General features: G+C 72.3%; 22 protein-coding genes. 9 read left to right on the forward strand and 13 right to left on the reverse strand.

The annotated features are described in order from the left end of the window. The first annotated feature begins 24 nt into the window (after positions 1-24). Complete coding sequence (locus KUM40_RS24750; RefSeq protein WP_217168301.1) at positions 25-669, forward strand: HemK2/MTQ2 family protein methyltransferase; 645 nt, start codon at positions 25-27, stop codon at positions 667-669. Beyond that, positions 650-940, forward strand: a complete 291-nt coding sequence (locus tag KUM40_RS41645; RefSeq protein WP_308401225.1) for a CDGSH iron-sulfur domain-containing protein — start codon at positions 650-652, stop codon at positions 938-940. The genes KUM40_RS24750 and KUM40_RS41645 overlap by 20 nt, the downstream gene beginning before the upstream one ends. A 170-nt stretch (positions 941-1,110) precedes the next feature. Here the strand turns inward: KUM40_RS41645 and KUM40_RS24760 are convergent, their stop codons facing one another. Then, positions 1,111-1,545: a protease inhibitor gene (locus KUM40_RS24760; RefSeq protein WP_217168302.1), complete on the reverse strand. Its 435-nt coding sequence runs from the start codon at positions 1,543-1,545 to the stop codon at positions 1,111-1,113. Between the two features lie 360 nt (positions 1,546-1,905). Here KUM40_RS24760 and KUM40_RS24765 point away from each other — a divergent pair, with 360 nt between their 5' ends. Beyond that, positions 1,906-3,075: a lactate 2-monooxygenase gene (locus tag KUM40_RS24765; protein ID WP_217168303.1), complete on the forward strand. Its 1,170-nt coding sequence runs from the start codon at positions 1,906-1,908 to the stop codon at positions 3,073-3,075. A 73-nt stretch (positions 3,076-3,148) separates the two neighbouring features. Here KUM40_RS24765 and KUM40_RS24770 read toward each other — a convergent pair whose 3' ends face one another. The 3 genes from KUM40_RS24770 to KUM40_RS24780 form a co-directional block, all read right to left on the reverse strand. Next, positions 3,149-4,753, reverse strand: a complete 1,605-nt coding sequence (locus KUM40_RS24770; RefSeq protein ID WP_217168304.1) for an RICIN domain-containing protein — start codon at positions 4,751-4,753, stop codon at positions 3,149-3,151. 364 nt (positions 4,754-5,117) lie between these two features. Next, a complete protein-coding gene (locus tag KUM40_RS24775) occupies positions 5,118-7,361 on the reverse strand; it encodes a glycoside hydrolase family 9 protein (protein ID WP_217168305.1) in 2,244 nt (747 codons plus the stop codon). Positions 7,362-7,563: 202 nt separating this feature from the next. Then, positions 7,564-10,704: a glycoside hydrolase family 2 TIM barrel-domain containing protein gene (locus KUM40_RS24780; RefSeq protein WP_217168306.1), complete on the reverse strand. Its 3,141-nt coding sequence runs from the start codon at positions 10,702-10,704 to the stop codon at positions 7,564-7,566. 254 nt (positions 10,705-10,958) lie between these two features. On the opposite strand from KUM40_RS24780, the gene KUM40_RS24785 reads away from it, so the two are divergent. Together KUM40_RS24785 and KUM40_RS24790 are read left to right on the forward strand one after the other, a co-directional pair. Beyond that, on the forward strand, positions 10,959-13,340 hold the full coding sequence (locus KUM40_RS24785; protein WP_217168307.1) for a SpoIIE family protein phosphatase: 2,382 nt from the start codon (positions 10,959-10,961) through the stop codon (positions 13,338-13,340). Positions 13,341-13,476: 136 nt separating this feature from the next. Next, positions 13,477-14,133, forward strand: a complete 657-nt coding sequence (locus KUM40_RS24790; RefSeq protein ID WP_217168308.1) for a DUF4232 domain-containing protein — start codon at positions 13,477-13,479, stop codon at positions 14,131-14,133. A gap of 57 nt (positions 14,134-14,190) precedes the next feature. Here KUM40_RS24790 and KUM40_RS24795 read toward each other — a convergent pair whose 3' ends face one another. From KUM40_RS24795 to KUM40_RS24810, 4 genes are all read right to left on the reverse strand, one after another. Beyond that, a complete protein-coding gene (locus KUM40_RS24795; protein ID WP_217168309.1) occupies positions 14,191-15,159 on the reverse strand; it encodes an aldo/keto reductase in 969 nt (322 codons plus the stop codon). 78 nt (positions 15,160-15,237) lie between these two features. Then, the gene (locus KUM40_RS24800) at positions 15,238-15,801 is read right to left on the reverse strand and encodes a flavoprotein (RefSeq protein WP_217168310.1); all 564 of its coding nucleotides are present in this window, start codon (positions 15,799-15,801) and stop codon (positions 15,238-15,240) included. 52 nt (positions 15,802-15,853) lie between these two features. Next, positions 15,854-16,054 (reverse strand): ferredoxin, encoded by a 201-nt coding sequence (locus KUM40_RS24805; RefSeq protein WP_217168311.1) that lies wholly within the window; start codon positions 16,052-16,054, stop codon positions 15,854-15,856. Between the two features lie 13 nt (positions 16,055-16,067). Beyond that, the gene (locus KUM40_RS24810; protein ID WP_254395534.1) at positions 16,068-17,357 is read right to left on the reverse strand and encodes a cytochrome P450; all 1,290 of its coding nucleotides are present in this window, start codon (positions 17,355-17,357) and stop codon (positions 16,068-16,070) included. 387 nt (positions 17,358-17,744) lie between these two features. Between KUM40_RS24810 and KUM40_RS24815 the strand changes: the two genes are divergently transcribed. The 3 genes from KUM40_RS24815 (at position 17,745) to KUM40_RS24825 (ending at position 19,871) form a co-directional block, all read left to right on the forward strand. Further along, positions 17,745-18,194, forward strand: a complete 450-nt coding sequence (locus KUM40_RS24815) for a nitroreductase family deazaflavin-dependent oxidoreductase (RefSeq protein ID WP_217168313.1) — start codon at positions 17,745-17,747, stop codon at positions 18,192-18,194. Positions 18,195-18,437: 243 nt separating this feature from the next. Beyond that, positions 18,438-19,463, forward strand: coding sequence for a glutathione S-transferase family protein (locus KUM40_RS24820; protein ID WP_217168314.1), 1,026 nt, complete (start codon positions 18,438-18,440; stop codon positions 19,461-19,463). Positions 19,464-19,568: 105 nt separating this feature from the next. Continuing rightward, on the forward strand, positions 19,569-19,871 hold the full coding sequence (locus KUM40_RS24825; RefSeq protein WP_217168315.1) for a DUF4235 domain-containing protein: 303 nt from the start codon (positions 19,569-19,571) through the stop codon (positions 19,869-19,871). A gap of 53 nt (positions 19,872-19,924) precedes the next feature. Here the strand turns inward: KUM40_RS24825 and KUM40_RS24830 are convergent, their stop codons facing one another. Continuing rightward, the gene (locus KUM40_RS24830; RefSeq protein ID WP_217168316.1) at positions 19,925-20,320 is read right to left on the reverse strand and encodes a VOC family protein; all 396 of its coding nucleotides are present in this window, start codon (positions 20,318-20,320) and stop codon (positions 19,925-19,927) included. A 281-nt stretch (positions 20,321-20,601) separates the two neighbouring features. Between KUM40_RS24830 and KUM40_RS24835 the strand changes: the two genes are divergently transcribed. Further along, positions 20,602-21,633, forward strand: a complete 1,032-nt coding sequence (locus tag KUM40_RS24835; RefSeq protein ID WP_217168317.1) for a 7-epi-alpha-eudesmol synthase — start codon at positions 20,602-20,604, stop codon at positions 21,631-21,633. Positions 21,634-21,716: 83 nt separating this feature from the next. Here KUM40_RS24835 and KUM40_RS24840 read toward each other — a convergent pair whose 3' ends face one another. The 4 genes from KUM40_RS24840 to KUM40_RS24855 are packed head-to-tail and all read right to left on the reverse strand — an operon-like array spanning position 21,717 to position 24,325. Beyond that, positions 21,717-22,964, reverse strand: coding sequence for a cytochrome P450 (locus tag KUM40_RS24840; protein WP_217168318.1), 1,248 nt, complete (start codon positions 22,962-22,964; stop codon positions 21,717-21,719). Next, positions 22,961-23,566, reverse strand: a complete 606-nt coding sequence (locus tag KUM40_RS24845; RefSeq protein ID WP_217168319.1) for an ATP/GTP-binding protein — start codon at positions 23,564-23,566, stop codon at positions 22,961-22,963. The genes KUM40_RS24840 and KUM40_RS24845 overlap by 4 nt, the downstream gene beginning before the upstream one ends. Then, the gene (locus KUM40_RS24850; protein WP_217168320.1) at positions 23,547-23,918 is read right to left on the reverse strand and encodes a DUF742 domain-containing protein; all 372 of its coding nucleotides are present in this window, start codon (positions 23,916-23,918) and stop codon (positions 23,547-23,549) included. The genes KUM40_RS24845 and KUM40_RS24850 overlap by 20 nt, the downstream gene beginning before the upstream one ends. Further along, complete coding sequence (locus tag KUM40_RS24855; RefSeq protein ID WP_019327713.1) at positions 23,915-24,325, reverse strand: roadblock/LC7 domain-containing protein; 411 nt, start codon at positions 24,323-24,325, stop codon at positions 23,915-23,917. The genes KUM40_RS24850 and KUM40_RS24855 overlap by 4 nt, the downstream gene beginning before the upstream one ends. Position 24,326 lies beyond the last annotated feature (1 nt).

Here is a 24,326-nt window from a genome sequence, read left to right on the forward strand (position 1 = left end):
GGGTACGTGGGTTCCGTGAGTTGCATGGTGCTACCGGGCGTCTACGCCCCTCAGGAGGACACCGCCCTGCTGGTCGGGGCGCTGTCCGACGAGTCGCTCCGGCCTGGGGCGACCGTGCTCGACGTGGGGACCGGCACGGGCGCGCTCGCCCTGGCGGCGGCGCGGCGGGGCGGCCGGGTGACCGCGGTGGACGTGTCGTGGCGTGCCGTGTGCGCCGCGCGGCTCAACGCCGCCCGGGCCGGGCTGCGGATCCGCGTCCGGCACGGCAACCTGTTCACGCCCGTACGCGGTCAGTCGTTCGACCTGGTGCTGGCCAATCCGCCGTATGTGCCGGCGCCGGCCGGTGGCCGTCGGCCGCGTGGTGCGGCGCGGGCCTGGGACGCTGGCCACGACGGCCGCACGGTCCTGGACCGGATCTGCCGGGAGGTGCCCGATCTGCTGCGCCCCGGCGGGGTGCTGCTGCTCGTGCAGTCGGCGCTCAGCGACCCCGGGCGGACCGTAGGGCTGCTGCGCGAGGCGGGTCTGAAGGCCGCGGTGACCCGGCGGCGGCGGATCGCGTTCGGTCCCGTGGTGCGCGGCCGGGAGCACTGGCTGCGGCAGCGCGGGCTGCTGTCCCTGGCCGAATATGAGGAGGAACTGGTGGTCGTCCGTGCCGAACTCCCCGTCTGACTCCCCCGGCCCGTCCGGCTCCCCCCGCCCGTCCGACGCCTCCCGCCCGTCCGGGGCTCCGCGCCGGATCAAGGTCCAGCGTCGGGGGCCGCTGCTGGTGGAGGGGCCGGTGGAGGTGGAGCTGGAGGACGGGACGACGGTGACCTGCGACCGCTTCCGGGTCGCGCTGTGCACGTGCCGCCGCAGCCGGCGCTACCCCTGGTGCGACACCAGCCACCGCGCCCGGTCGCCCGGAGCTGGAGCCGGTGACGAACCGGCCGCGAACGACTGACCCCTGCGCCCTGCTCCTCTGCTCCCCTGCTCCCTGGTCCGGGAGGACGGCGGACGGCCCCACTCCGTCCGCCGTCCCCGGTGCGGGACCGCGGGACCCGTATGGCGGCGCTCGCACTCCCCAGTAACGAGCCGCCGGTCACACCGCACGGGCCGAACGGTCCCGGTCCCTCAGAACGTGAAGACGCTCGCGCTGCCCGCGTTCTTCACGCACTCGTTGGCGAAGGTGCGTTCGTAGGAGAGGCGCCGGCCCTGCCAGACCCCGTCGACGGTGACGACGACGGGGGCGTACTCCCGGGTGCACACCACCCCGTCCTCGGCGGTCAGGGCGTCGAAGTCGCCGCCCACCCCGCGCAGTTCGGCGCAGGCCGCGTCGGCCGCGGGGTGGGTTCCCGAGGCCGTCGGGGCGCAGGTCAGGGTGACCGCGCGCAGAGGTGTGGCGGTGGCAGCGCTCTCTCCGTGCCCCACGGTCAGCACCAGGGCCGAGGGGGCGTAGAGCGACGCGGGGGCGGTGGCCGGGGAGGCGAGGGAGGCCCCGGCGAGGGGCCCGCAGACGGCGGTGGCCGTCAGGCCCAGAGTCGCTGCCCAGCGCGCGGTGTTCCGCATTGTGTGCATCCTTCCGCTCTTTCGAGGGTGTTGATGCCGGCCCGGCTCGGTCGGTGCCGGAACGGCGAGCGCGAGTCTGCCGAGTCCGCCGTCGAAACTCATCTCGACCCCACGACTTTCGGTAACATTGCGTATTGAATCAGTGGCGCGAAGTCACGGAATTCGAACGTTCCAAGTCCGGAACGGGGCGGTTCTTGATCGGTTATTGAGACCCGAACTGGCCGGATGGCGTGATCCACCCGTTCGCCAATAGGCCTGAAACACCCCTGAAACAGGCCCGTCCACCCTGGTGGCCCACCACGGCATACCCGCGAGTATGGTGCTGGCGGCGCGAGCTCGACGACGAGAGGCGGACGTGGGATGCCGAAGCACTGGGCGGACTTCCAGTACGAGATCTACCTGAACGGCATGACGGGCGCGGTGCCGCGGCTGCCCACCGACCTGACCCGGCTGGAGGAGTTGACGGAGCATCGGCTGGGCCCCGGTCCGGTCGGGTACGTCGCGGGCAGCGCGGGTGACGGCAGCACCGCCCGCGCCAACCGGGCGGCTCTGGACCGGCGCCGGATCGTCCCGCGCATGCTGCGGGACGTGCACGAACGCGACCTCTCGGTCGAGGTGCTGGGCCGCCCGCTGCCCGCCCCGCTGGCGCTGGCGCCGGTGGGGGTGCTGTCGATCATGCATCCGGACGCGGAGCCGGCCGCCGCGCGGGCCGCCGCCGCGCAGGGCGTGCCGTACATCCTCTCCTCCGCCTCCAGTACGCCGATGGAGCAGGTCGCCGAGGCGATGGGCGACGCCGAGCGCTGGTTCCAGCTTTACTGGCCGAAGGACCGCGAGGTGGCGCGCAGCTTCCTGGACCGCGCCGGGGTCGCCGGGTACAGCGCGCTGTTCGTCACGCTGGACACGCCGCTGCTGTCCTGGCGCCCGCGCGATCTCGACCAGGCGTACCTGCCGTTCCTGCACGGGGTGGGCACCGCGAACTACTTCTCGGACCCGGCGTTCCGGGCCGGTCTGGCCAAGCCGGTGCACGAGGACCCGGACGCGGCGGTGATGCACTTCGTCGGCATGTTCTCCGATCCCGGCAAATCCTGGCCGGATCTGGCGTTCCTGCGGGAGAACTGGGACGGTCCGATCGTCCTCAAGGGCGTCCTGCACCCGGACGACGCCCGGCTCGCGGCCGACGCCGGGATGGACGGCGTGGTCGTCTCCAACCACGGCGGCCGTCAGGTGGCCGGTTCCGTCGCGGCGGCCGACGCGCTGCCGCGCGTGGTGGACGCGGTCGGCGACCGGCTCACCGTGCTGTTCGACAGCGGCGTCCGCACCGGCGACGACGTCTTCAAGGCCCTCGCGCTCGGCGCGCGTGCGGTGCTCCTGGGCCGTCCCTACGTCTATGGACTGGGCCTGGACGGACAGGCGGGCGTCGAGCACGTGATCCGCTGCCTGCTCGCCGAACTCGACCTCACCCTGGCCCTGTCCGGGCACGCCTCACCGGCCACGCCGGGGCCCGCGGACCTCGTCGAGGACCCGGCGTGAGGACCCGGCGTGAGCGGCCGGTGGTGCACCGCCCCGCGCCGATGAGGCCGCCGCCGACGGCGGACCGGCTCCCTCAGCCGCCCGACAGCTCCACCGCCCGCGCGTCCGGGGCGTCGGTGCGGGCGATCGACAGGGAGCCCTCCGCCGTCGGCACCGGGTCGGTCCGCCAGCGCTGGGCCTCGGACCCGTCGTGCACCTTGACGACGATGTCGGCGTCCGGGGCGCCGGTGGTGGCGGCGAGCACGAGCTGGCGCTGTCCGCGCGGTACCAGTACCCCCCGGCCGGTCAGGTCGTAGCGCACGTCGTCGCCCCGCTCGGTGCCCTCGTCGGCGCAGGTACCGAGAATGACGACTCCGGCGTCCGCCCGCGAGTCCAGACACAGCCCCGGGTCGGCGACGCTGCGCAGCAGCCCGTCGTCCTCGTAGGTCCACTGCTGGGTCCACGCGCCGGAGCACGCCGCCAGCCGGGTGCCCGCCCCGGCCTTCGGTTCGCCCCGGACGTCGAGGCACAGGTCCGCGGCGACGTTGCGCAGCAGCGTCCGGTCCGCCGAGGCGGGCAGTCCGGCCGCGCCGGACGGTTTCGGACGGCTCGTCGCGGACGTCTCGCCGGCGCCGTCGACGGCGCTGGTGGAGGCGGCCGGATCGGCGCCGCCGCCGTCGTAGGACCACACGCTCACCACCAGCACGATGGCCAGCACTCCGGCCGAGGCGGCGCCCAGTTGTCTGAGCACCGACCGGCCGGAGCGCGGACGGCCGGGCAGGCGCACGGGCACCGGAATCCGGGCCAGCAGTCCGGGGCGTCCGCCGCGGTGCCGGGCGGCGCCCTTGGCCAGCGCGCCCAGCGTCGCGCGCGCCGGACGGGAGTCGAGATAGCGCCGGGCGCCCCAGCCGAGCACGGCTTCGGCGATCAGCGTGCCCAACTCCCGCTCGAAGTGCCCCAGTTGATCTGCCGCGTGCCGACAGTGGCGGCAGTCGGCCAGGTGCTTGCGGACATCCGGCAGCAGGGCGCCGCCGCGGCGGATCGGGACGTCGAGCAGTCGGCCGTGGAAGCGGCAGTCCTGGCTCGGCGCGAGCTGCCTATGCGCATCGAGACAACCCTCGCGGAATTTCTCCCGCGCCTGTTCGAGAGTGGCCGACGCGGTGTCGGTATCCATGCCGAGCAGACCGGCGGGGACGCTTATGGACTCGCCCTCCACCTCCGTGTGCCATAGCAAACAACGGGCCGGTCCGGGAAGGGACGCGAATGCCCGGGCGGCCAGCGTGCGGTTTTCCGGAGTCAGGGACTTCGCCGCGCGCATACCACGCCCGCCTGCGGGTTTGAGCAACTGCGGCAGAACATCGGATATCGAGTCGTCGGCGGACCACTGCCTGACCGTGTCGCGGACGGCCACCAGCAGACGCGGACGCAGGGCGGTGGCCGCCTCGCCCTGCGCGAGGCGGGCCAGCACCCGGTGCCAGGCGGCTGCCGTGACCATGGCGGTGACCTGCGTCGATGTGGCGAGGCAGATGGTCGCGTAGTCGTGCGCGGGCCGCCAGTGGCGGGCCATCAGCAAGGCGGCGGCCTGGGCGGCCTCGCTCTCCGGGCCGTCCCGGAGCCGCGCGGCCAGCAACTCGTCGGACTCCCCGGGGTCCCCGCCGGGGGGCGGGTACGCGGGTCGAGGAGGGTGGGGGGTGGGCACTGAGATGGTTCCTTCCCACGCGCAGGTGACTCAGAAGTTCCGATGCCGAAAAGGACCCACGGATTGGTGTGTACCTTTTGGGCAGGGCGCGGAGGGCGTGAATTCGCCATGGCGAAATCGGACCCGGCCCGTCAAAGCGCGTGCGAGACCCGGCCTTTACCCCCCGCACGGGTGCTTCACTCTCGCACAAACCACTCATGGTCAACAAGGCGACCGCGCAACATCGGCCGCCGTTGAAAGAAGGTCAGATTTCATTGCCTCCCATGGGGCCGCGCCGGCTTTCGGATTTCTCCGGCGGCCGGCGCGGCACTCAGGCGCTCAGGCGCTCAGGGGCTCAGGCACTCCGGTGCTCGGACACTCCGGGTCAGCCCTGGTCCGCGACGAAGGAGGCCATCCTGGCCAGCGCGGCGTTCCAGTTGATGGTGTGCTCGTTGGTCGACCAGGACTGGATGTCGTCGATGAAGCAGAACTGACCGACGCAGCCCTGGAGTTTGCTCTGCGCGTAGGGGTCCTGGATGCTCGAGTTCGGGCCGCCGGACAACGTGCCGTCGGGCGGCGCGGGCAGCGCGGGGTCGAGCTGGTGGGCGTACCAGCGGCTGTGCTGGTTGTGCGCGTTGACCTCGCCGTAGCCGGTGACGTACGACATGTTCAGCGCGTTGCGGCCGAGGATGTAGTCCATGCTCTGGACGGCGCCGTCACGGTACTTGGAGCCTCCGGTGAGGTCGTAGGCGGTGGCGAGGACGACGGCGTTGTTGAGGACCTGGTGACTGGAGCCCCAGTCGTACTGGTTGTTGTCGGGCGCGTAGGGCATGCCGTACGGATGCGCCTTCAGCGTGGCCAGGTAGCCGTCGGCGCCCCGGACGACGGAGCGGCGGACCTTGTCCCGGCCGGGGAGCCGGTTCGGCACGGTCGCCAGGTCCAGCCGGGCGGCGGCCGCGGTACGCGCCCAGTCGAAACTGATCGGGCCGAAGATGTCGGCGGTGTGGACCGGGGAGTTCAGCACGTACTCCCTGAAGTCCCGCTCCCCCGTGGTCAGGTACAGCTCGGCCGCGGCCCAGTAGAACTCGTCGGCGACCTCGCTGTCGGCGTAGGCGCCGCCGCCGATGCCGTCGCTCTCGTCGGCGAGCAGGTCCGGGTGGGCGAGCGCCGCCGCCCAGGCGGTACGGGCCGCGTCGAGCGCCTTCCCGGCGAACTCGCGGTCGTAGGGGCGGTACAGGCGGGCGGCCTGCGCGGCAGTCGCCGCCAAATTCAGGGTCGCCGCGGTGGTCGGCGGGTGCAGTTCGCGCTTTTGGGGGTCGTCGCTCGGCAGCAGGGGCAGCCCGGTCCACTGCTCGTCGTGGATCTTGTGGTGGGCCATGCCGGCCAGCGGCTGCCCCTGGGGCACCTGCATCTTCAGCAGGAAGTCCAGTTCCCAGCGGGCCTCGTCGAGGATGTCCGGCACCCTGTTGCCGCTCTCGGGGATGTCGAGCGTGCCGTCACCGAGCCTGGCCGACTCCCCCGTGCGCGCGTGCAGCGAGCGCTCGTAGGTGCTGAGCAGCTCCCAGGTGGAGATGCCGCCGTTGACGACGTACTTGCCGTGGTCTCCGGCGTCGTACCAGCCGCCGGAGACGTCCAGGGTGTAGTCGCACACGCCCGGCTGGCAGGGCACCTCGGTGTCGCCCTGGTTGGGTGCCACGCCCACGTGTCCGGCCGGGCGGGCGTAGCCGGGGCGCAGGTCGCCGCTGATGGCGATGCCGCTGCGCTGGGTGTAGTAGTACTTCGCGGCGTCGGTGCGCAGCCGCTCGTAGGCGGCCGTGCCGATGTCGAACGGGCGGCTGGTCTCGCCGTCGGCGACCAGGGTGTAGCCCTCGCCGCGCTTCTTGAGGCGGCCGAAGTCGATCGAGTGGACGTTCTGCCCGGAGGAGGCGTCCACGCCGCGCGGCTCGCTCCAGCCGTGGGCGACGACCCGGCCGGCGTCGTTCTTCAGCCGCCAGGGCAGGCGCGAGGTCGCGTCGGTGACGAGCGTGGCGTTCTTCGGGCCGTTCGGCAGGTAGGCGACCTGGTTGACGCGGACCCGCGGCCCGGTGTCCGGCACGTACGGCTCGGGCTCCACGCCGCCCAGCAGCGACACGTCGTCCGCGCAGAACCGCCAGGCGTCGGGCGTGCCGCCGAGCTGGAAGCCGACCTGGCCCTGGGTGGTGTCGACGGGCGAGGTGAAGGTGTAGGAGTACGTGTCGCCGGAGACGCTCAACTGCGGGCTGACCTCGTAGTAGGTGTCGTACGGCGACACCGACAGGCCCACGATCGCCCGGACCACGTGGTCGGCGGGCGTACCGGTGGCGGTGAAGGAGAACTCGTACGACTGACCCGCGACCAGGCTGATGTCGTTCTGGCCGACGGCCGCGTCCCACCGGTTGGTGGTGCCGCCGGGCGCGTCGGCGCACAGCCGGCCGTCGGAGGCGTCCGCGGTGACGTTGCTGCTCGTCCACCAGGAGTCGGTGCCGTTGTCGAAGGTGCCGTTCCTGATCTGCTCGGTCTCCTCGGCGCCGGCCGGTGCGGCGGGCAGCGCGGTGACGGCCGCCGCCAGCAGGGCCGTCAGGGAGACGAGCGCGGTTCTGCGTCTTTTCACGTCCGGGCTCCTCGGGGGAGGTGGCGCTCACCCTGGAATGGGAGCGCTCCCAAATGCGGTCGCGGGCCATGCTTGTGGCAGACATGACATGCCGTCAACGGTCCGGACGGGACCGGTTTCCCGACCGGTTCCCGTCCGGATTCCCGCCGGACCGCCCCGCGGCGCCTCAGTCGGCGGCTCAGGCAGCCGCTCAGGCAGCGGCTCAGGCGGCGGGCGCCTCCAGCCGGCTGACGCGGATCGCGCCCCGCACCTCGCCGGGGTGACGGCTGGTCAGCATGAGGCGGACGCGGGAGCCGCGTACCGCGTCGAAGGTGATCACGGTGGGCGCGTCGGAGGCGGTCGCCCAGTCGGTCCGCGCCCCCTCGGTCGCGTGCCAGGCCCGGCCGTCCCAGACGGCGACTTCGACCGTCGAGGGCAGGCTGTGCGTGGCGTCCAGGGTGAAGGAGACCTCGATCCGGTCGTAGGCGCGAGTGCGGCCGTGGTCCACCGAGACCCAGTCCTCCGCGCGCGCCCCGTCGAAGGCGGGCAGCAGGGCGGTGGCCGCCTTCTGGAAGCCGTTGGACCAGCCGGTGGCGGGGTCGCCGTCCAGCATGGCGGCGGGGAGCGTGTCGGGCCGGCCGGAGTAGCTCGCGTCCGCGTGCGGGTGGTCCACGGGCGCCGGGTGCTCGGGGCGGAACTCCGGGGCCGGTGTGGTCGCCCGGTCCGAGACCCGCCGGGCGCGCACCTTCGCCGTGTCCGTGCGCAGCCCCTCCGCGCGCGCCGTCACCCGCACCGCCCCCGGCCGGGTGCCGGACCGGACGACGGCGAGCGCCTTGCCGTGGAAGGCGGTGCGGGTACTGGCCTGGTAGCGCTCGGCGCTCTCCTGGCGGCCGTTGTCGAGTCCGGCGAGGGAACCGCCCGCGACGTCGAAGGAGATCAGGTGCTCGGCCCCGGGCACCACCACCCCATGGCGGTCGGTCACCTCGGCGGTCACGAAGACCAGGGAGCGGCCGTCGGCGGCGACGCTCTCGCGGTCCGGGGTGAGACGTACGGCGTGCGGCGCTCCGGCGGTGCGCAGGACGTCGGTGGCCACCACCCTGCCGCCGCGCCGGGCGACGGCCTTCAGCTCGCCCGCCTCGAAGGGCACCTTCCAGGTGAGGTGGAGCTTGCCCGCGCTGCCGTTGGGGCTGGTGTAACTGCCGGGGTAGGGGCCGTCGGTGAAGGTCTTGTCGTCGCCGGTGGCCTCGGTGGTCTCCAGGTAGGTCCGGCCGTCGACGGTCTTCTTGGTGTCGAAGCGGCGGGTGCCGAGGGACTCGCCGTTCAGGTACAGCTCGACCGTGTCGACGTTGGTGTACGCCCAGACCTCGACGGTGTCGCCCTCGCGGTGGTTCCACGTCGTCGGCAGCAGGTGGACCATCGGCTCGTCGGTCCACTGGCTGCGGAACAGGTGGTACATGTCCTTGGGGAAGCCGGCCGTGTCGACGGCGCCGAAGAAGGACGCCTTGACCGGGAAGACGTCGTACGGCGTCGGCTCCCCGATGTAGTCGATGCCGGACCAGAGGAACTGGCCGGTGAACCACTTGCGGTCCCGGTCCTTCTTGTGGCCGTACTCGCCGCTCATCGTCCACGAGGCGAGGTTGTTGTCGTAGGACGAGGTGGCCCGCCGTCCCGGGGTGTGGTTCTCGCCGGTGTTGAGGTGTTCCGGCTCCTGGTAGGTGCCACGCGTGGACGTCTCGGACGACGACTCCGACTCGAAGAGGAACAGGTGCGGGTAGGCCGCGTGCAGGGCGTCCACCGACTTGGCGGTGTTGTAGTTGAGGCCGAGCCCGTCCAGCTTGGCCAGCATCAGGTCGGCGGCGGAGCCCTTGGCGGGCATCCGGCGGTATTTGTCGGAGCCGATGACCAGCGGGCGGGTGTCGTCGGCGGCCCGGACGGCGTCGATGATCCGGTCGGCCATGGCGAGCCCGGCGGTGGCGGTGGAGTCGGGGACCTCGTTGCCGATGGACCACATGACGACGGCGGGCGAGTTGCGGGCCGCGAGCACCATTTCGGTGGCGTCCTTCTCGCACCACTCGTCGAAGAACCGGCCGTAGTCGTAGCGGTTCTTGCCGGTGCGCCAGCAGTCGAAGGCCTCCACCAGCATGATGATGCCCATCTCCTCGCAGACCTCGGTCATCTCGGGCGAGGGCGGGTTGTGGGAGGTTCGGAAGGCGTTGACGCCCATCGACTTCATGATGGTCATCTGGCGGCGGATCGCGTCGAGGCTGACGGCGGCGCCGAGCGCGCCGAGGTCGTGGTGCAGGTCGACGCCCTTGATCTTGGCGTGCGCGCCGTTGAGGCGGAAGCCGTCTTCCGAGTCGACGTGGAAGGTGCGGATGCCGAACGGGGTGCGGTAGGTGTCGACGGCCTCTCCGCCGACGCGCAGTTCGGTGTGCAGGGTGTAGCGGTGCGGGGACGCGAAGTCCCACAGGCGGGGGCGTACGACGGTGAGTTCGTGGACCTCGACCGCCTCGCCCGCCGCTCTCGCCTCTCCCGGCTCTCCCGGCTCTCCCGGCTCTCCCGCCTCGGCGGCGACGTGGGCCGTGGAGGCGGCGCGGGCCACCGTGCGTCCGTCGTCGTCCTTGACCGTCGAGCGGATCTCGACCTCGCGCGCGGTCCCCGAGGCGTTCACGACGGACGTCTCCACCCGGACGACGGCGCTCTTCCCGCTCACCCGCGGCGTGGTGACGTACGTGCCCCAGCGCCGTACGTGCACCGGTTCGGTGACGACGAGGCGGGCTTCGCGGTAGATGCCGCTGCCGGAGTACCAACGGCTGCTCGGCAACCGGTTGCGCACCTGCACCGCGAGCACGTTCTCGGTGCGGCCGTCGGTGTGCACCAGGTCGGTGAGGTCGAGGGCGAAGCCGGTGTAGCCGTAGGGGTGGCGGCCGACCTCCCGGCCGTTGCAGTGGATGCGGGAGTCCATGTAGACGCCGTCGAACTCGACCGAGATCCGCTTCCCGGCGAGCGCGGGCGGCAGGGTGAAGGAGAGGCGGTACCAGCCGAGGCCGCCCGGCAGGAAACCTGTGCCGCTGGTGGTGCCGTGCTCGGTGGTGGGCGTCTGTTCGATGCTCCAGTCGTGCGGGACGGCGACCTCGCGCCACTCCGAGTCGTCGTACCCGGGGTCGTCGGCGTCCGTGGCGTCCTCGGCCGCTCCGTCGGGGTCGACCAGCCAGAAGCGCCAGCCGTCGCGCAGGGCGACGGAGCTGCGGCCCGCGGCGCCGCCGGTCGCGTCCGCGGCCGACGCCGAGGGGGTGGCGAGCACCATCCCGGCGGCGGGCGTGGCGGCGGAGGCGATCAGAACCGATCTGCGCGTGACCGTCATGACGGATCTCCCTCATCGGAACTCAGAAGTACTCACAAGTGATCGTGAACAAACAGATTCTGACGTCGCCCCATACGCGCCCGTCAAGGGTACGGAAAGCTCTTTCCACCTTGGGCGGCCCGGACCGCCCGGTGGCCTGCGCGGGGCCGGGATCCGTGGGCCGGGTGGGTTCGGGTCCGCACGGGGCCCGGACCCACTAGGCTGAGGACAAGGTGACGCGCTGTTCACTGAGAGTGCGCAATGGAGTGGCGACGATGAGTCCGGTCAACCCGTTCGACGATGCCGCCACGGCCCGCGTCGTCGTCGACGACTCCGGCACCTTGCGGGAGTGGAACGAGGGCGCCCGTCTGCTGCTCGGCCACCCGGCCGCCGAGGTCGTGGGGCGCCCCGCCGCCGACCTGCTCGCCGACGGCCGTCACGGCACCCCTCCCGGGCGCGACGACGAACAGTGGAGCGGCACCCTGGCACTGCGGCACCGCGACGGGGGCACCGTGTCGGTGTGGGTGCTCGCGCACCGCAGACCGGCACCGGACGGCACGCCGGGCACGTGGCTCGCCGTCACTCCGCTGGAGACCGGGCCAGAACCGGAGGAAGACCCGCTGATCAGAGCGGCCCTCACCCAGTCCCCCTGCGCCATGATGATCTTCGACGACCGGCTTCTGCTGCGCGGGATCAACGACGCCATGGCGCGGCTTGTGGGGCTCCCGTCCGACCGCGTCCGCGGTCTGCGGGCCACCGACCTCAGCGGCCGGCCGCAGAACGTGGAGCTGGAGCGGCAGATGCGGGACGTGCTGACCTCCGGCCGCCGGCACGACATGCAGACCCGGCTCAGGGCCGTCGGCGAGAGCCGCGCCCACGCGTGGAACGCCCGGATCGCGCCGCTCACCGACCCCGGCGGCCAGGTCTGCGGCGTGTGCGTGAGCGCCCACGACTTCACCGAGCAGCACCGCGCCCGGGAACGGCTGCAACTGGTGAACGAGGCCAGCGTGCGCATCGGCAGCACGCTGGACGTCACCCGTACCGCCCAGGAGCTGGCGGACGTGTGCGTTCCCGCGCTCGCCGACTTCGTCAGCGTCGACCTGCTGGACCCGCGGGAGCACGGCGGTGAGCCCGCCACCGTGGTCGAACCGCCGGTCACCCTGCGCCGGACGGCCCACCGGTCGGTCACCGCGGCGGACTGCCCGCCGGTGGCCGAGACCGGACAACTGGACGTCTACCCGGCCGGCTCCCCGCAGGCCGAGTGTCTGCTCTCGGGTCAGGCCATCGTGGCCGCCGAGGCCTTCGGCGACCTCGAGCACTGGATGGAGTGGGACCCGGTCCGCCTGCGGCGGGTGAAGGAGTACGGCGTTCACTCCACGATGTCGGTGCCGCTCCAGGCCCGCGGCACCACACTCGGCGTCGCGGTCTTCACCCGTTTCCGGCGTCCCGACCCGTTCACGCACGACGACGTGCTGCTGGCCGAGGAGGTCAGTGCCCGCGCCGCCGTCTGCATCGACAACGCCCGCCGCTACAGCCGGGAGCGGGAGGCCACGCTGACTCTCCAGCGCAGCCTGCTGCCCCGGTGGCTGCCGCCCACCGCCGCGGTGGAGGCGGCCTCGCGCTATCTTCCGGCGGCCCGCTCGGGCGTCGGCGGCGACTGGTTCGACGTCATCCCGCTGTCCGGGATGCGGGTCGCCATGGTCGTCGGGGACGTCGTCGGCCACGGCATCCAGGCCTCGGCCACCATGGGCCGGCTGCGCACCGCCGTCCGCACCCTCGCCGACATCGACCTGACGCCCGAGGAACTGCTCACCCACCTCGACGACCTGGTCGTCCGGCTGTCCGAGGAGTCCGGCGACGACCGGGCGGGCGAGGTCGGCGCGACCTGTCTGTACGTGGTGTACGACCCGGTGTCGCGACGCTGCTCCCTGGCCCGGGCGGGTCATCCGGCGCCCGTCCTGATCCCGCCGGACGAGGCGCCCCAGCAGCTCGAGCTGCCCTCCGGGCCGCCGCTGGGCGTGGGCGGGCTGCCGTTCGAGTCGGCCGAGCTGGAGCTGCGCGAGGGCAGCGTGCTGGCGCTCTACACCGACGGGCTGGTCGAGAGCCGGGAACGCGACACCGACGAGGGCCAGGCCCGGCTGCGCGAGGCCCTGGCCGCCCCCGCCGACTCCCTGGACACCGCCTGCGACCGCGTACTGCGCACCCTCCTCCCCTCGGGCAGCGCCGCCGACGACGTGGCCCTGCTGCTGGCCCGCACCCGCGGGCTGCCCGCCGGGCAGGTCGCCACCTGGGACATCCCGGCCGACCCGGCACTGGTCGCCCCGGTACGCAAGCAGGTTCTCGAACAGCTCTCCACCTGGGGCCTGCTGGAGGCGTCCTTCACCGCCGAGCTGGTCGTGAGCGAACTGGTCACCAACGCCATCCGGTACGGCTCCCCGCCCATCCGGCTCCGGCTGATCCACGACACGGCCACGCTGATCTGCGAGGTCTCCGACACCAGTCACACCGCGCCGCATCTGCGCCGGGCCAAGACCTGGGACGAGGGCGGGCGCGGCCTGCTGCTGGTCGCCCAGCTCACCCAGCGCTGGGGCAGCAGGCACACGACCGAGGGCAAGACGATCTGGGCCGAGCTGGCACTGCTCGACGACGCGGAGTGAGCCCCTCGTTCACCGGGGGCCGTTTCCCGGGCCGCCGTTTCCCGGGCCGTTGGACGGGACACTCGACAGCACAGGACGTACGGTGCCGCGCCTTGCGGGGACCGTGCGCGAGACCTGACGGGAGTGTGGAGAACCGATGGCGAACACGTCCCAGCCGGTGCGCCGGACGGCCCTGGTCGCGAGCGCGGTCGCGCTCCTCGGCCTGTTGACCGCCTGCGGCAACGAAAACGCCACGTCGAGCACACCGCGACCCACCAAGGCCGCCCGCACGGCCGGCTCCGACACCGGCAGCGGAAGCGGCACCGCCACCGCGCCGGCGGTCGGTGCCGCGCCCAGCGACACCGCCGGATCGGCCTCCGCCTCGGCCCGCACCGACGGCCGCTGCCACACCTCCGAGCTGCGGGCCTCCGTGGGCCGGATGGACCCGGGGGCCGGCCAGCGCAACTTCCCCGTCGTGCTGACCAACACCTCCGAGCGCACCTGCACGGTGTACGGCTACCCGGGCGCTGCCTTCGTGGACGCGTCCGGCGGGCAGTTGGGTCCGGACCCGGAGCGCACGCCCGCCTCCCCGAACACGGTCACGCTGGCGCCCGGCAAGAGCGCGTGGGCCGGGCTGTCGTTCTCCAGCCCGCAGATCAGCGGCGCCCGCACGGCCACTCCGGCGGCGCTGCTCGTCACCCCGCCGGACGAGCGGGAACCGCTCGAGGTGAAGTGGACGGCCGGCGCGGTCCCGGTGGGCGGCAACGCGTCCTCGGTGTCCGTCACCGCCCTGGAGCCGGGCACCGGCCCCTGAGGCCTGTAGGGGCCGAGCCCGGAAGTCCGCGAGACCGGGAGACCGGGAGACCGGAAGTCAGTGACCCGCGATCGGGTGCGGTGCGTAGGGCCGCTCCAGCTCCTCGATCTCCTTCTCGGTGAGCGTCAGTTCGACCGCCGCCACGGCGTCCTCGACGTGCCCCGGCTTCGACGCGCCGATGATCGGAGCGGTCACCCCGTCCTGGTGGAGCAGCCACGCGAGGGCCACCCGGGCGCGCGGGACGCCGCGGTCGCCCGCGATGCGGGTGACGGCCTCGACCACGGCACGGTCGCCGTCCTGGTACAGGGTGCTGCCGAAGCTGTCGGTGGCGCTGCGCTCGGTCGCGGTGTCCCAGTCACGGGTGAGGCGGCCGCGGGCGAGCGGGCTCCAGGGCAGTACGCCGACGCCCTGGTCCGCGCAGAGGGGCAGCATCTCGCGCTCCTCCTCGCGGTAGACGAGGTTGTAGTGGTTCTGCATCGACACGAACCTCGTCCAGCCGTGCCGCTCGGCGGTGTACTGCATCTTGGAGAACTGCCAGGCGTACATCGAACTGGCGCCGATGTAGCGGACCTTGCCCGCCTTGACCAGGTCGTGCAGGGCCTCCATCGTCTCCTCGACCGGCGTGTGCGGGTCGTAGCGGTGGATCTGGTAGAGGTCGACGTAGTCGGTGCCCAGGCGCCCGAGGCTGTGCTCGATCTCGGTCATGATCGCCTTGCGGGACAGTCCGCCGCCGTTGGGTCCGGACCGCATCCGGCCGTGCACCTTGGTCGCGAGCACGATGTCGTCCCGGCGCGCGAAGTCGCCGAGCGCCTTGCCGACGATCTCCTCGCTGGTGCCGTCGGAGTAGACGTTGGCCGTGTCGAAGAAGGTGATGCCGGCCTCGATCGCCTGCCGGATCAGCGGCCGCGAGGCCTCCTCGTCGAGGGTCCACTCGTGCGTGCCCCGGCCGGGAACGCCGTAGGTCATGCAGCCCAGACAGATCCGCGACACGTCCAGGCCCGTCGAACCGAGCTTCACGTACTGCATCGTTGCTGCTCCTGTCTTCGCCGGTCATCAGTACCAGGGCGAGCGTACGTCTGCGCGCGGGCGCGGGCTCCGGCCGGGTCAGCGGCGTTCGAGCAGGTCCAGGGCCCGCTCCCAGCCGAACTCCGGACGGCCGCCGCGCTCCCCCTCCCCCGCCTCCCCCGCGTACGGGTCGCCGAAGTGCACGCCCATCCCGCGCAGCCGGGCCAGGCTCTCCCGGTACGCGGGATGGGAGGCCAGCGCGTCGGAGACGCACGGCAGGACGGCGACGGGGACGCCGAGGCCGCAGGCCTCGCACAGGGTGGCCACGGCGAGGGTGTCGGCCAGGCCCGCGGCCCACTTGTTGACCGTGTTGAAGGTGGCGGGCGCGACCACGACGGCGTCCGGCGCGGGGAAGGGCCGCGGATCGCCGGGCCGGCGCCAGGCCGAACGTATGGGGCGGCCGGTCAGCGTCTCGACGGCCGCCGTGTCGAAGAAGCCGCTCATGGCCACCGGAGTGGCGAAGACGCCGACCTCCCAGCCGCGGTCCCGCGCCGCGGTGATCAGCCCGCCGACGTCGCGGGCCACGCCGGCGGCGCAGACGACGACGTAGAGGAAGGGATTCAAGGGATTCTGGGCGGTGCCGGTTCCGGCCTGTTCGCTCACCCGGGAACCCTACTGGGCGGACCTCCGGCGGGTGCCGCCGGAGGTCCCGGTGTCAGCCCACCCGCTCCGAGACGGTGATGGCGCCCACGGGGCACGCCCGGGCCGCCTCCCGTACCAGTGGGCTGCCGCCGCCGTCCTCCCGGCCGGGCCGGAGCGTGCTGTAGCCGTCGTCGTCCTGGGTGAAGACGTCGGGGGCGGTCAGGGCGCACTGTCCCGCGCCGATGCAGATGTCCTTGTCGATACCGATACGCATGCCGGGAACCCTCCTACCAGGCCACGGGGAGTTCCAGCATCCCCTGGATCGTGTCGCCGGGTTTGAAGGGGATCTCGTCCGGCGGGGCGGCCAGGCGCAGCGTGGGCAGCCTCTCGAAGAGGGTGTGCAGGGCGATCTCGAGTTCGGCGCGGGCCAGGTTCTGGCCGAGGCACTGGTGGATGCCGAATCCGAAGGAGACGTGATGGCGGGCCGGGCGGTGCCAGTCGAGGGCGTCGGGTTCGGGGTAGCGGGTCTCGTCGCGGTTGATGACGGAGGTCGAGAAGAGGACCCCGTCGCCGGCCCGGATGGTCTGCCCGTCCACCTCGATGTCCTCGGTGGCCGTCCGCAGCAGCCCGTCCACGATCGACAGGACGCGCATCAGCTCCTCGACGGCGCCGGGCAGCAGCGAGGGGTCCTCGCGCAGTTCGGCCAGCCGCGCGGGGTTGCCCAGGAGCGTGAAGGTGCCCAGCGAGATCATGTTGGCGGTGGTCTCGTGGCCCGCGACCAGCAGGATCACCGCGAACGCGATGAGCTGTTCCCGGTCGATCTCGCCCTCGGTCAACTGTTGCCTGACCAGGTCGTCCAGCAGTCCGTCGCCGGGTGCCGTCCGCTTGCGGTCGACCAGCTCCCCCAGATACGCCTCCAGTCGGTCACGGGCGTCCCGGGTGTCGGCGGGCAGGGGGCCGCGCAGCAGCCGGCGGGACTGTTCCTCGAAGAAGTCGTGGTCGGCGTAGGGCACCCCGAGCAGCGCGCAGATCACCATCGAGGGCACGGGCAGCGCGAAGGCCGTCACCAGATCGGCGGACGGGCCCTGCGCGATCATCGCGTCGAGGCGTTCGTCGACGATCCGCTGGATGCGCGGGCGCAGCGCGGCGGCGCGTTTGAGGGTGAACTCCGGGAGCACCATCTTGCGCTGGGCGCGGTGTTCGGGGTCGTCGACGCCGAGCAGGGCGGGCGTGCGTCCGCGTACGGCGGCCAGCCGCGCCGAGGTCGCGGGGAAGCCGTCGCGGGTGCGGTCGGTCGACAGGCGTTGGTCGGCCAGCAGCCGGCGGGCCTCGGTGTGTCCGGTCACCAGCCAGGCCGGGCGGCCGTCGAAGAGGGTGATCCGGGCCAGCGGCCGGGCGGCGCGCAGCGGGTCGTAGGCGGCGGGCGGCTGGTAGGGACAGGTCCGGTCCTGCGGGAAGGCGACGGAGTGCGCCGCGTCCCCGTCCGTCGCCGGGTCCCTGTCCGTTGTCGGGACCCTGTCCGTTGTCGGGTCGGTGTCCGTTGTCGGGTCGGTGTCCGTCGTGTCGGTGTCCGTCATGGAAGACCTCGCAGACGAAGAGTGCGTCGAGCCGATCTTCATTAGATGCCTCGGGCATCTATGGGACGACGCCAAGTTCGGCCAGATCGGTGGCGGGCGCAGACTGGCCGGGGACCACCGCGTCGGAGGGCGACGCAACGGTCCCCCGCGGTCCGGCGCGCTCGCGTGCCCGCCGGACGTGGCGCGATCGGGCCGCCGGGTGCCCCTCCCCGCCCGCCGTACCTGGCCGAGCGGCACCGTGTGGCGGGCGCCGGGGCGGACGTGCTCCCTCCGGATGGCCGCGCGGACCCCCGGGTCGAGAAGCCGGATGCGGTAAGGATGGTCGGGTATGGGTCGGCGGCCACACCGGCCGCGGCCTTGCAACGCGACGATGGGACGGATGCACACATGCCTCTTGACGGCGAGTACGAACCCAGCCCGACGCAGTGGGTGCGCGAACAGGTCGAGCTGTACGAGAGCTCGGGCGGCACCAAGGGCACGACCCTGAAGGACACCGGTCTGCCCGTCATCGTGCTGACCACCCGGGGCGCGCGGAGCGGCAAGCTGCGCAAGACGCCGCTGATGCGCGTCGAGCACGAGGGCCGGTACGCCGCGGTCGCCTCCCTGGGCGGGGCTCCCAAGCATCCGGTCTGGTACTTCAACGTGCGGACCGATCCCCGGGTCGAACTCCAGGACGGCCCGGTGCGGCGGGACATGACGGCCCGTGAGGTCACCGGTGTGGAGAAGGCCGAGTGGTGGGAGCGCGCGGTCGCGGCGTATCCGTCGTACGCCGACTACCAGAAGAAGACGGGCCGGGAGATCCCCGTCTTCGTCCTGGAACCGGCCGACGGAAGCTGAACCGGGCGCGCGGAGGTTTCCCGGGCCGACGCGCATGGACCGGCACCTGCCGGGAACCCGTCGTTCGGGTCCCGCCGCGTTCCCCCGTCGCGGCGGGGCCTTCCGCTGCCTCGCGCGCGGGCGATCCCACGACGAATCCGCCGACCGCCTTGCGGGTGGCCACCAGTGCCGACGGCCGAAAACGGGGAACGCCTCTACGAGAGCACCGATGCGAAGAGACACGGACGGCGGGAAGGCAGGCCCATGAGTGGTGACGACGCGACGCCCGGGAACAGCGGCTACGGAAGGAAGGCGTTCAAACGGTCCCGGAGTCACTTCGCGGACCGGATCACGGCGGACGGCCGGGACGGCTGGCCGGTGGAGTCCGGCCGCTACCGGCTGGTGGTGAGCCGTGCCTGTCCGTGGGCGAGCCGGGCGCTGGTCTCACGGCGGCTGCTCGGTCTGGAGGACGCCCTGTCCCTGGCGATCGCCGACCCGATCCAGGACGACCGGAGCTGGCGGTTCACGCTGGACCCGGACGGCCGCGACCCGGTCCTCGGCATCCGCTACCTCAGCGAGGCCTATGACCGGCGGGAGACGGGCTACCCGGGCGGGGTGAGCGTGCCCGCCGTCGTCGACGTGCCCAGCGGCGCGCTCGTGACCAACGACTACCAGCGCATCACGCTCGACCTGGCTACGGAGTGGGCCTCCCTGCACCGGCCGGGTGCGCCCGATCTGTATCCGCACGCCCTGCGCGACGAGATCGACGAGGTGATGGCGGCGGTCTACGAGGACGTCAACAACGGCGTGTACCGGGCGGGCTTCGCGACGGGCCAGGAGGAGTACGAGGCCGCGTGCGCGGGCGTGTTCCGGCGGCTGGAGCAGTTGACGCCCCGGCTGGAACGGCGGCGCTACCTGGTCGGTGACACGATCACGGAGGCCGACATCCGGCTGTTCACGACGCTGGTCCGCTTCGACGCCGCCTACCACGGCCACTTCAAGTGCAACCGCTGGAAGCTGACGGAGAACCCGGTGCTGTGGGGGTACGTCCGCGATCTGTTCCAGACCCCCGGCTTCGGGGACACCGTCGACTTCGACCACATCAAGCGCCACTACTACCAGGTGCACACCGGCATCAACCCGACCGCCGTCGTGCCCCTGGGCCCGGACCTGACCGGCTGGCTCACCCCCCATCACCGCCAGGAGCTGGGCGGCCGGCCGTTCGGCGACGGCACCCCGCCGGGGCCCGTCCGGGCCGACGAGGAGATACCGGTGCGGGGCAGGCCCTGACCCGGGACCGGCCGCCCGCAAACCCTCACCCTCATCCTCATCCTCATCCTCATCCTCACCCGCTCCCGCATTCTCGATCAGCGCACACGACGCAAGGGGATCCGCATGGCGAAGAAAAAGAAGAAGAAGCTCCCGCTCGCCTACAAGCCCGTCGGCTTCGCGCTCGGCTGGCTCGGCGGCACGCTGGCCGGGATGACGTTCCAGAAGACCTGGAAGATGATCCGGCACGAGGACGACGCGCCCGACGCCCTGGACCCGGACCGCGGCTGGGGTGAGATCCTGCTGGCCGCCGCGATCCAGGGCGCCATCTTCGCCGCGGTGCGCAGCGCCGTGGACCGCACGGGTGCCAAGGCCATCGAACGCCGGACCGGCGTGTGGCCGGTCGGCGACAAGGGCGGCCGCGACTGACCCCACCGAAGTCCGCCCTCCTCCCCGTCTCGACGGCATCCGGCAGGCTGCAGCTAGCCCTGCTTGGGTGCCGTCGGCGCGAGGGTGAGGCGCAGGGTGAAGGAGTGGCCGGCCGGGTCGGAGAAGCCGCGTTCCTCGTGCGGGCCGGCCGGGTCCTTCGCCTCCACCGGGCGCCCGCCGAGTCCCACGATCGCCCGCTCCGCCTCGTCCAGGTCCGTCACCACGAAGTCCAGGTGGGCCTGGAGGGAGTTCTCCGGGCGGGGCCAGCTCGGCGGGGTGGCGCCCACGTCCCGCCGGAAGGCCATGCGGAAGCCGCGGGGGCCCTCGATCTCGATCCGGTTGGCGCTCACGTCGGTCTCCTCCGCGCCCAGCAGCCCCTTGTAGAACTCGGCGAGCCTCTCGGGTTCGGCGCAGTCGAGTACCACGACGCCCGCGTTGACCAGTGCCATGTGTCTCCTCCGAAGGATTCCGGACGCGAGGCGTCGTGCCCCGCGCCCTGTACCTAGCGGATATCCCCGCCCGGCCGAATCAATCGGTGGGTGGATGCCGCGACGTAGTTGCGAAGATCACCACCGGACCCCGTGTAGATCATTTAGGGTCGGGGCAGCCTCGAAGCGCTTCTCGGTTCAACTTTCGCTCCGTGAAGGCCAGTTCGAGTGTGCGGACGGTCCGACGACCGTCCGCTCGCAGGGCCGGGGGACTCTGCGCTCCGTCTCCCGAAAGGAAACACATGTCCCAGGACGTCCGCTTCGACCTCCCCTTCGACACTCCCGTGAGCCCGCATCTCGCCTACGCCCGTGACCGGCATCTGCGCTGGGTGCGGGAGCGGGGACTGGTGCGCAGCCGGGCCGGTTTCGAGGAGTACCGGTCCTGGGACCTCGCCGAGGCGGCGGCCCGCACCTACCCCCACGCGTCGGCGGACGACATGGTCGTCCTGATGAACTGGTTCTCCCTGGCCTTCCTCTTCGACGACCAGTTCGACGCCGGCCGGCCCGACCGCGCGGAGCGCATAGCGGAGGTGGCGCGGGAACTCATCGCCACACCGCTGCGTCCCGCGGGCACGCCGCCGCGGGTCGAGTGCCCCATCACGCTGGCCTGGGCCGAGGTCTGGGGGCACCTCTCGGATGGCATGTCCCTGACCTGGACGTCGCGGTTCGCCGCCTCCTGGGGCCGCTTCCTGGTGGCGCACTGCGAGGAGGTCGACCTGGCGGCCCACGACCGGGCCGGCACGCTCACGCTCGACGACTACACCGTCTTCCGGCGCCGTACGGTCGGCATCCACCACAGCATCGACGCGGGCGAGCGCAGCCGCGGCTTCGAGGTGCCGGCCGCCGCGATGGCGCATCCGCTGATGGAGCGGATGCGGGACCTGGCCGCGGACACCATCGGGTTCATGAACGACATCCACTCCTTCGAGCGCGAGCGCCGCCGCGGCGACGGCCACAACCTCATCGCCGTCCTGCACCGGGAGCGGGGCTGCTCCTGGCAGGAGGCGGCCGACGAGGCGTACCGCATGACGATCGCCTGCCTCGACGAGTACGTCGCGCTGGAGGCCCGGGTGCCGGCGATGTGCGACGAGCTGGATCTGGACACCGACGAGCGGACGCGGGTGCGGATGGGGGTGGAGGCCATCCAGCACTGGATCAACGGCAACTACGAGTGGGCGCTGACCACGGGCCGGTACGCGGCGGCGAAGGAGGGCCCGGTGGCCACGGCGGAACTGGCCGGGCGGGGGTCGGTGGACGATCTGCTGAGCGTGTGAGACGGGCGCGCCGCCCGGGCCGGGGAACGCCCCGGCCCGGGCGGCGCCGCACTCCGCGTGCCGCCGTACGACCCCGCGTGGCGCTATGCCGCGAACTCCACCGGCAGGCTGTCCAGCCGTGATTCCCAGGTGGAGGCCGTGGAGGTGAGGTCGGCCGGCGGCACGGCCAGGCGCAGACCGGGCAGGCGGTGCAGCAGGACGTCGACGGCCGTCTCGATGATGGCCTGGCCGATGTTCTGCCCCGGGCACTCGTGGGGTCCCGCGCTGAAGGCGAGGTGGGAGGCGTTGCCCTGGACCGAGACTGCGGTGTCGGGGCGGATCTCCGGGTCGTGGTTGCCGGCCGCGAGGCCCAGCACGAGCAGGTCGCCCTCCTTGACCGGGCAGCCGCCCAGTTCCAGGTCGGCGGTGGCGAACCGGCCCGGCAGCACGGCGAGCGGCGGGGAGTTCCACATCACCTCCTCCACCAGCGTGGACAGGTTGAGCTGCCCGCTCACCAGGCCGGAGAGCCAGGAGGCGTCGGTGAGCAGGAGCTGGAGCGCGCGGGCCAGCAGGTTGCTGGTCGTGGTGTGGGCGGTGATCAGCACGAGGCGCAGATGGTTGACGATCTCGTCCTCGTCGAGGCCGGAGTGGTGCTCGATGAGGCCGGAGGTGAAGTCGGATCCGGGCTCCTCGCGCTTGCGCGCGGCGAGTTCGCCGAGGATGCCCATGATGCGTTCGTTGTGCGTGAGGGCGTCCGCGCCGCCCTTGATCACCTGGTTGCTCGACTCGGCGAGGGTGCGCCCCTCCCGTTCGGCGAGGCCGAAGACGCGGGTGAGGACCAGCATGGGCAGGTACTCGGCGAAGTCGGCCACCAGGTCGGCCCGGCCCGCGTCGGCGAACGCGTCGATCTGCTTGTTGGCGAAGTGCGTGATGTGACGGCGGATGCCGCGGCCCGCGACGGCGTACAGGTTGTCCGTGACGGCGCCGCGCAGCCGCCGGTGCGGTTCGCCGTCCTGGGAGACGCAGTCGGGACGCCAGCCGAGCATCGGTATCAGCGGGGAGGCCGCCTCGACGCGGCCGTCCCAGAAGTCCCGCCAGATCCGTGAGTCGCGGCTGAACTGCAGGGGGTTGTCCAGCACCCGCCGGTTCTCCCGGTAGCCGAGCACCAGCCAGGCGGGGACGTCGCCCTCCAGCAGCACCGGTGCGACGCTGCCGTGCTCCTTGCGGAGCCGCCCGTAGATGTCGTGCGGGTCGGTGGCCGCCTCGCTGCCGTAGAGCCGGGTGACGCCCTCGCCGTGGGCGACGGGGCAGCCGCCGCCCGTGGCGGCGGACGGGGTCTGGTCGTCGTTCATCGGGGCTCCAGGGCGGCGGCCGAGCGGTCCTTCAGATGTCGTATCAGCGTGACCAGCACGTCGCGGCTGGCGGTGCGGTCGCGGGCGTCGAAGGCGACGACCGGCGTGTGCGACGGGATGTCCAGGGCGTCGCGGATCTCCTCGACCGGGTAGTGCCGGGAGTCGGGGAAGACGTTGAGCGCGATGACGAAGGGGACCTTCTGCCGCTCCATCTCCTCGATCGCCCGGAAACTGGAGGCCAGCCGCCGGGTGTCCACCAGGACGACCGCCCCGAGCGCGCCCTTGAACAGGCCGTTCCACAGGAACCAGAACCGCTCCTGGCCCGGGGTGCCGAACAGGTACAGCATCAGCGTGTCGTTGAGGCTGATCTTGCCGAAGTCCAGGCTGACGGTGGTCTGCGTCTTGTCGGCCACGCCGATGAGGTGGTCGACGTCGGCGCTGGCCTGGGTGAGGGTCTCCTCGGTGGTGAGCGGTTTGATGTCGCTGACGGAGCGGACCATGGTCGTCTTGCCCGTGCCGAAGCCGCCGGCGATCATCACCTTCACCGAGCGGGTGTCCCCGGCCGTCGGTGACTCCGGTCGGTCAAAGCCTTTGAAGTCCACTGAGTACCTCCTCAAGGAGCGCGAGGTCGGGCCCGCGACCGGCGTCGTGCGCCGGGATGGGATCACGGGCTTCGACGCGTCCCGCCTGGAGCAGGTCGGACAGCAGCACCGCGAGGATGTTGAAGGGCAGGTGAAGGTGGGCGCCGAGTTCGGCCACCGACAGCGGGTCGCGGCAGCGCCGGAGAATCTCCTCGTGCTCGTGCTGCATGCCCGGTAAGGGAACGGCACGGGCGACGACGAGGGTCGCCACGTCGAGGGTCGACGCCGAACCGCCCGGCCCGCTGCGCCCTCCGGTGAGGACGTAGTAGCGCTCGAGACCGGACGGATCGGTCGGTCGGCGGGGAGCACTCATCCAGAGTGCTCCTCCTGGCGCGGAGTGGTGCCGAGGAGTTCACCCATCCGGCGGGCCAGATCGCGCATCTGATGGCCGAGCAGACCCTGGTCGAGGCCCTCGCGGGCGAGGACGCCGAGATACGTCTCCAGGCCCGCGCGGACGACGAAGAGGTGCCCGCCGTCCACTTCGATCATCGCCAGCCGCAGTTGCCCCGCGTGCTGCGGGAACTGCTCGGCGACCGGCTGGGCCAGCGCCTGCAGTCCGGCCACCACGGCGGCGAAGCGGTCCACGTCGTCCGGGTCTTCGGCGCCGTAGGAGGTGATGGCCTTGCCGTCGCTGGAGGCCACGAGGGCGAAGCGGATCTCCTGGATGGACTCCACAAGGTCGCGGAGCGCCCAGCTCACGTCGGTTCCCTGGTGCGTCATG

This window comes from Streptomyces sp. AC512_CC834, assembly GCF_019049325.1.
In the GTDB taxonomy this organism is placed as follows: domain Bacteria; phylum Actinomycetota; class Actinomycetes; order Streptomycetales; family Streptomycetaceae; genus Streptomyces.

Bases quoted from the DNA above. Each gene is read 5' to 3' on its own strand.
- KUM40_RS24750 (WP_217168301.1), top strand. From the start codon at position 25: ATGGTGCTACCGGGCGTCTACGCCCCTCAGGAGGACACCGCCCTGCTG.
- KUM40_RS24760 (WP_217168302.1), bottom strand. From the start codon at position 1,545: ATGCGGAACACCGCGCGCTGGGCAGCGACTCTGGGCCTGACGGCCACC.
- KUM40_RS24765 (WP_217168303.1), top strand. From the start codon at position 1,906: ATGCCGAAGCACTGGGCGGACTTCCAGTACGAGATCTACCTGAACGGC.
- KUM40_RS24780 (WP_217168306.1), bottom strand. From the start codon at position 10,704: ATGACGGTCACGCGCAGATCGGTTCTGATCGCCTCCGCCGCCACGCCC.
- KUM40_RS24785 (WP_217168307.1), top strand. From the start codon at position 10,959: ATGAGTCCGGTCAACCCGTTCGACGATGCCGCCACGGCCCGCGTCGTC.
- KUM40_RS24790 (WP_217168308.1), top strand. From the start codon at position 13,477: ATGGCGAACACGTCCCAGCCGGTGCGCCGGACGGCCCTGGTCGCGAGC.
- KUM40_RS24795 (WP_217168309.1), bottom strand. From the start codon at position 15,159: ATGCAGTACGTGAAGCTCGGTTCGACGGGCCTGGACGTGTCGCGGATC.
- KUM40_RS24805 (WP_217168311.1), bottom strand. From the start codon at position 16,054: ATGCGTATCGGTATCGACAAGGACATCTGCATCGGCGCGGGACAGTGC.
- KUM40_RS24810 (WP_254395534.1), bottom strand. From the start codon at position 17,357: ATGACGGACACCGACACGACGGACACCGACCCGACAACGGACACCGAC.
- KUM40_RS24815 (WP_217168313.1), top strand. From the start codon at position 17,745: ATGCCTCTTGACGGCGAGTACGAACCCAGCCCGACGCAGTGGGTGCGC.
- KUM40_RS24820 (WP_217168314.1), top strand. From the start codon at position 18,438: ATGAGTGGTGACGACGCGACGCCCGGGAACAGCGGCTACGGAAGGAAG.
- KUM40_RS24825 (WP_217168315.1), top strand. From the start codon at position 19,569: ATGGCGAAGAAAAAGAAGAAGAAGCTCCCGCTCGCCTACAAGCCCGTC.
- KUM40_RS24830 (WP_217168316.1), bottom strand. From the start codon at position 20,320: ATGGCACTGGTCAACGCGGGCGTCGTGGTACTCGACTGCGCCGAACCC.
- KUM40_RS24835 (WP_217168317.1), top strand. From the start codon at position 20,602: ATGTCCCAGGACGTCCGCTTCGACCTCCCCTTCGACACTCCCGTGAGC.
- KUM40_RS24840 (WP_217168318.1), bottom strand. From the start codon at position 22,964: ATGAACGACGACCAGACCCCGTCCGCCGCCACGGGCGGCGGCTGCCCC.
- KUM40_RS24850 (WP_217168320.1), bottom strand. From the start codon at position 23,918: ATGAGTGCTCCCCGCCGACCGACCGATCCGTCCGGTCTCGAGCGCTAC.
- KUM40_RS24855 (WP_019327713.1), bottom strand. From the start codon at position 24,325: ATGACGCACCAGGGAACCGACGTGAGCTGGGCGCTCCGCGACCTTGTG.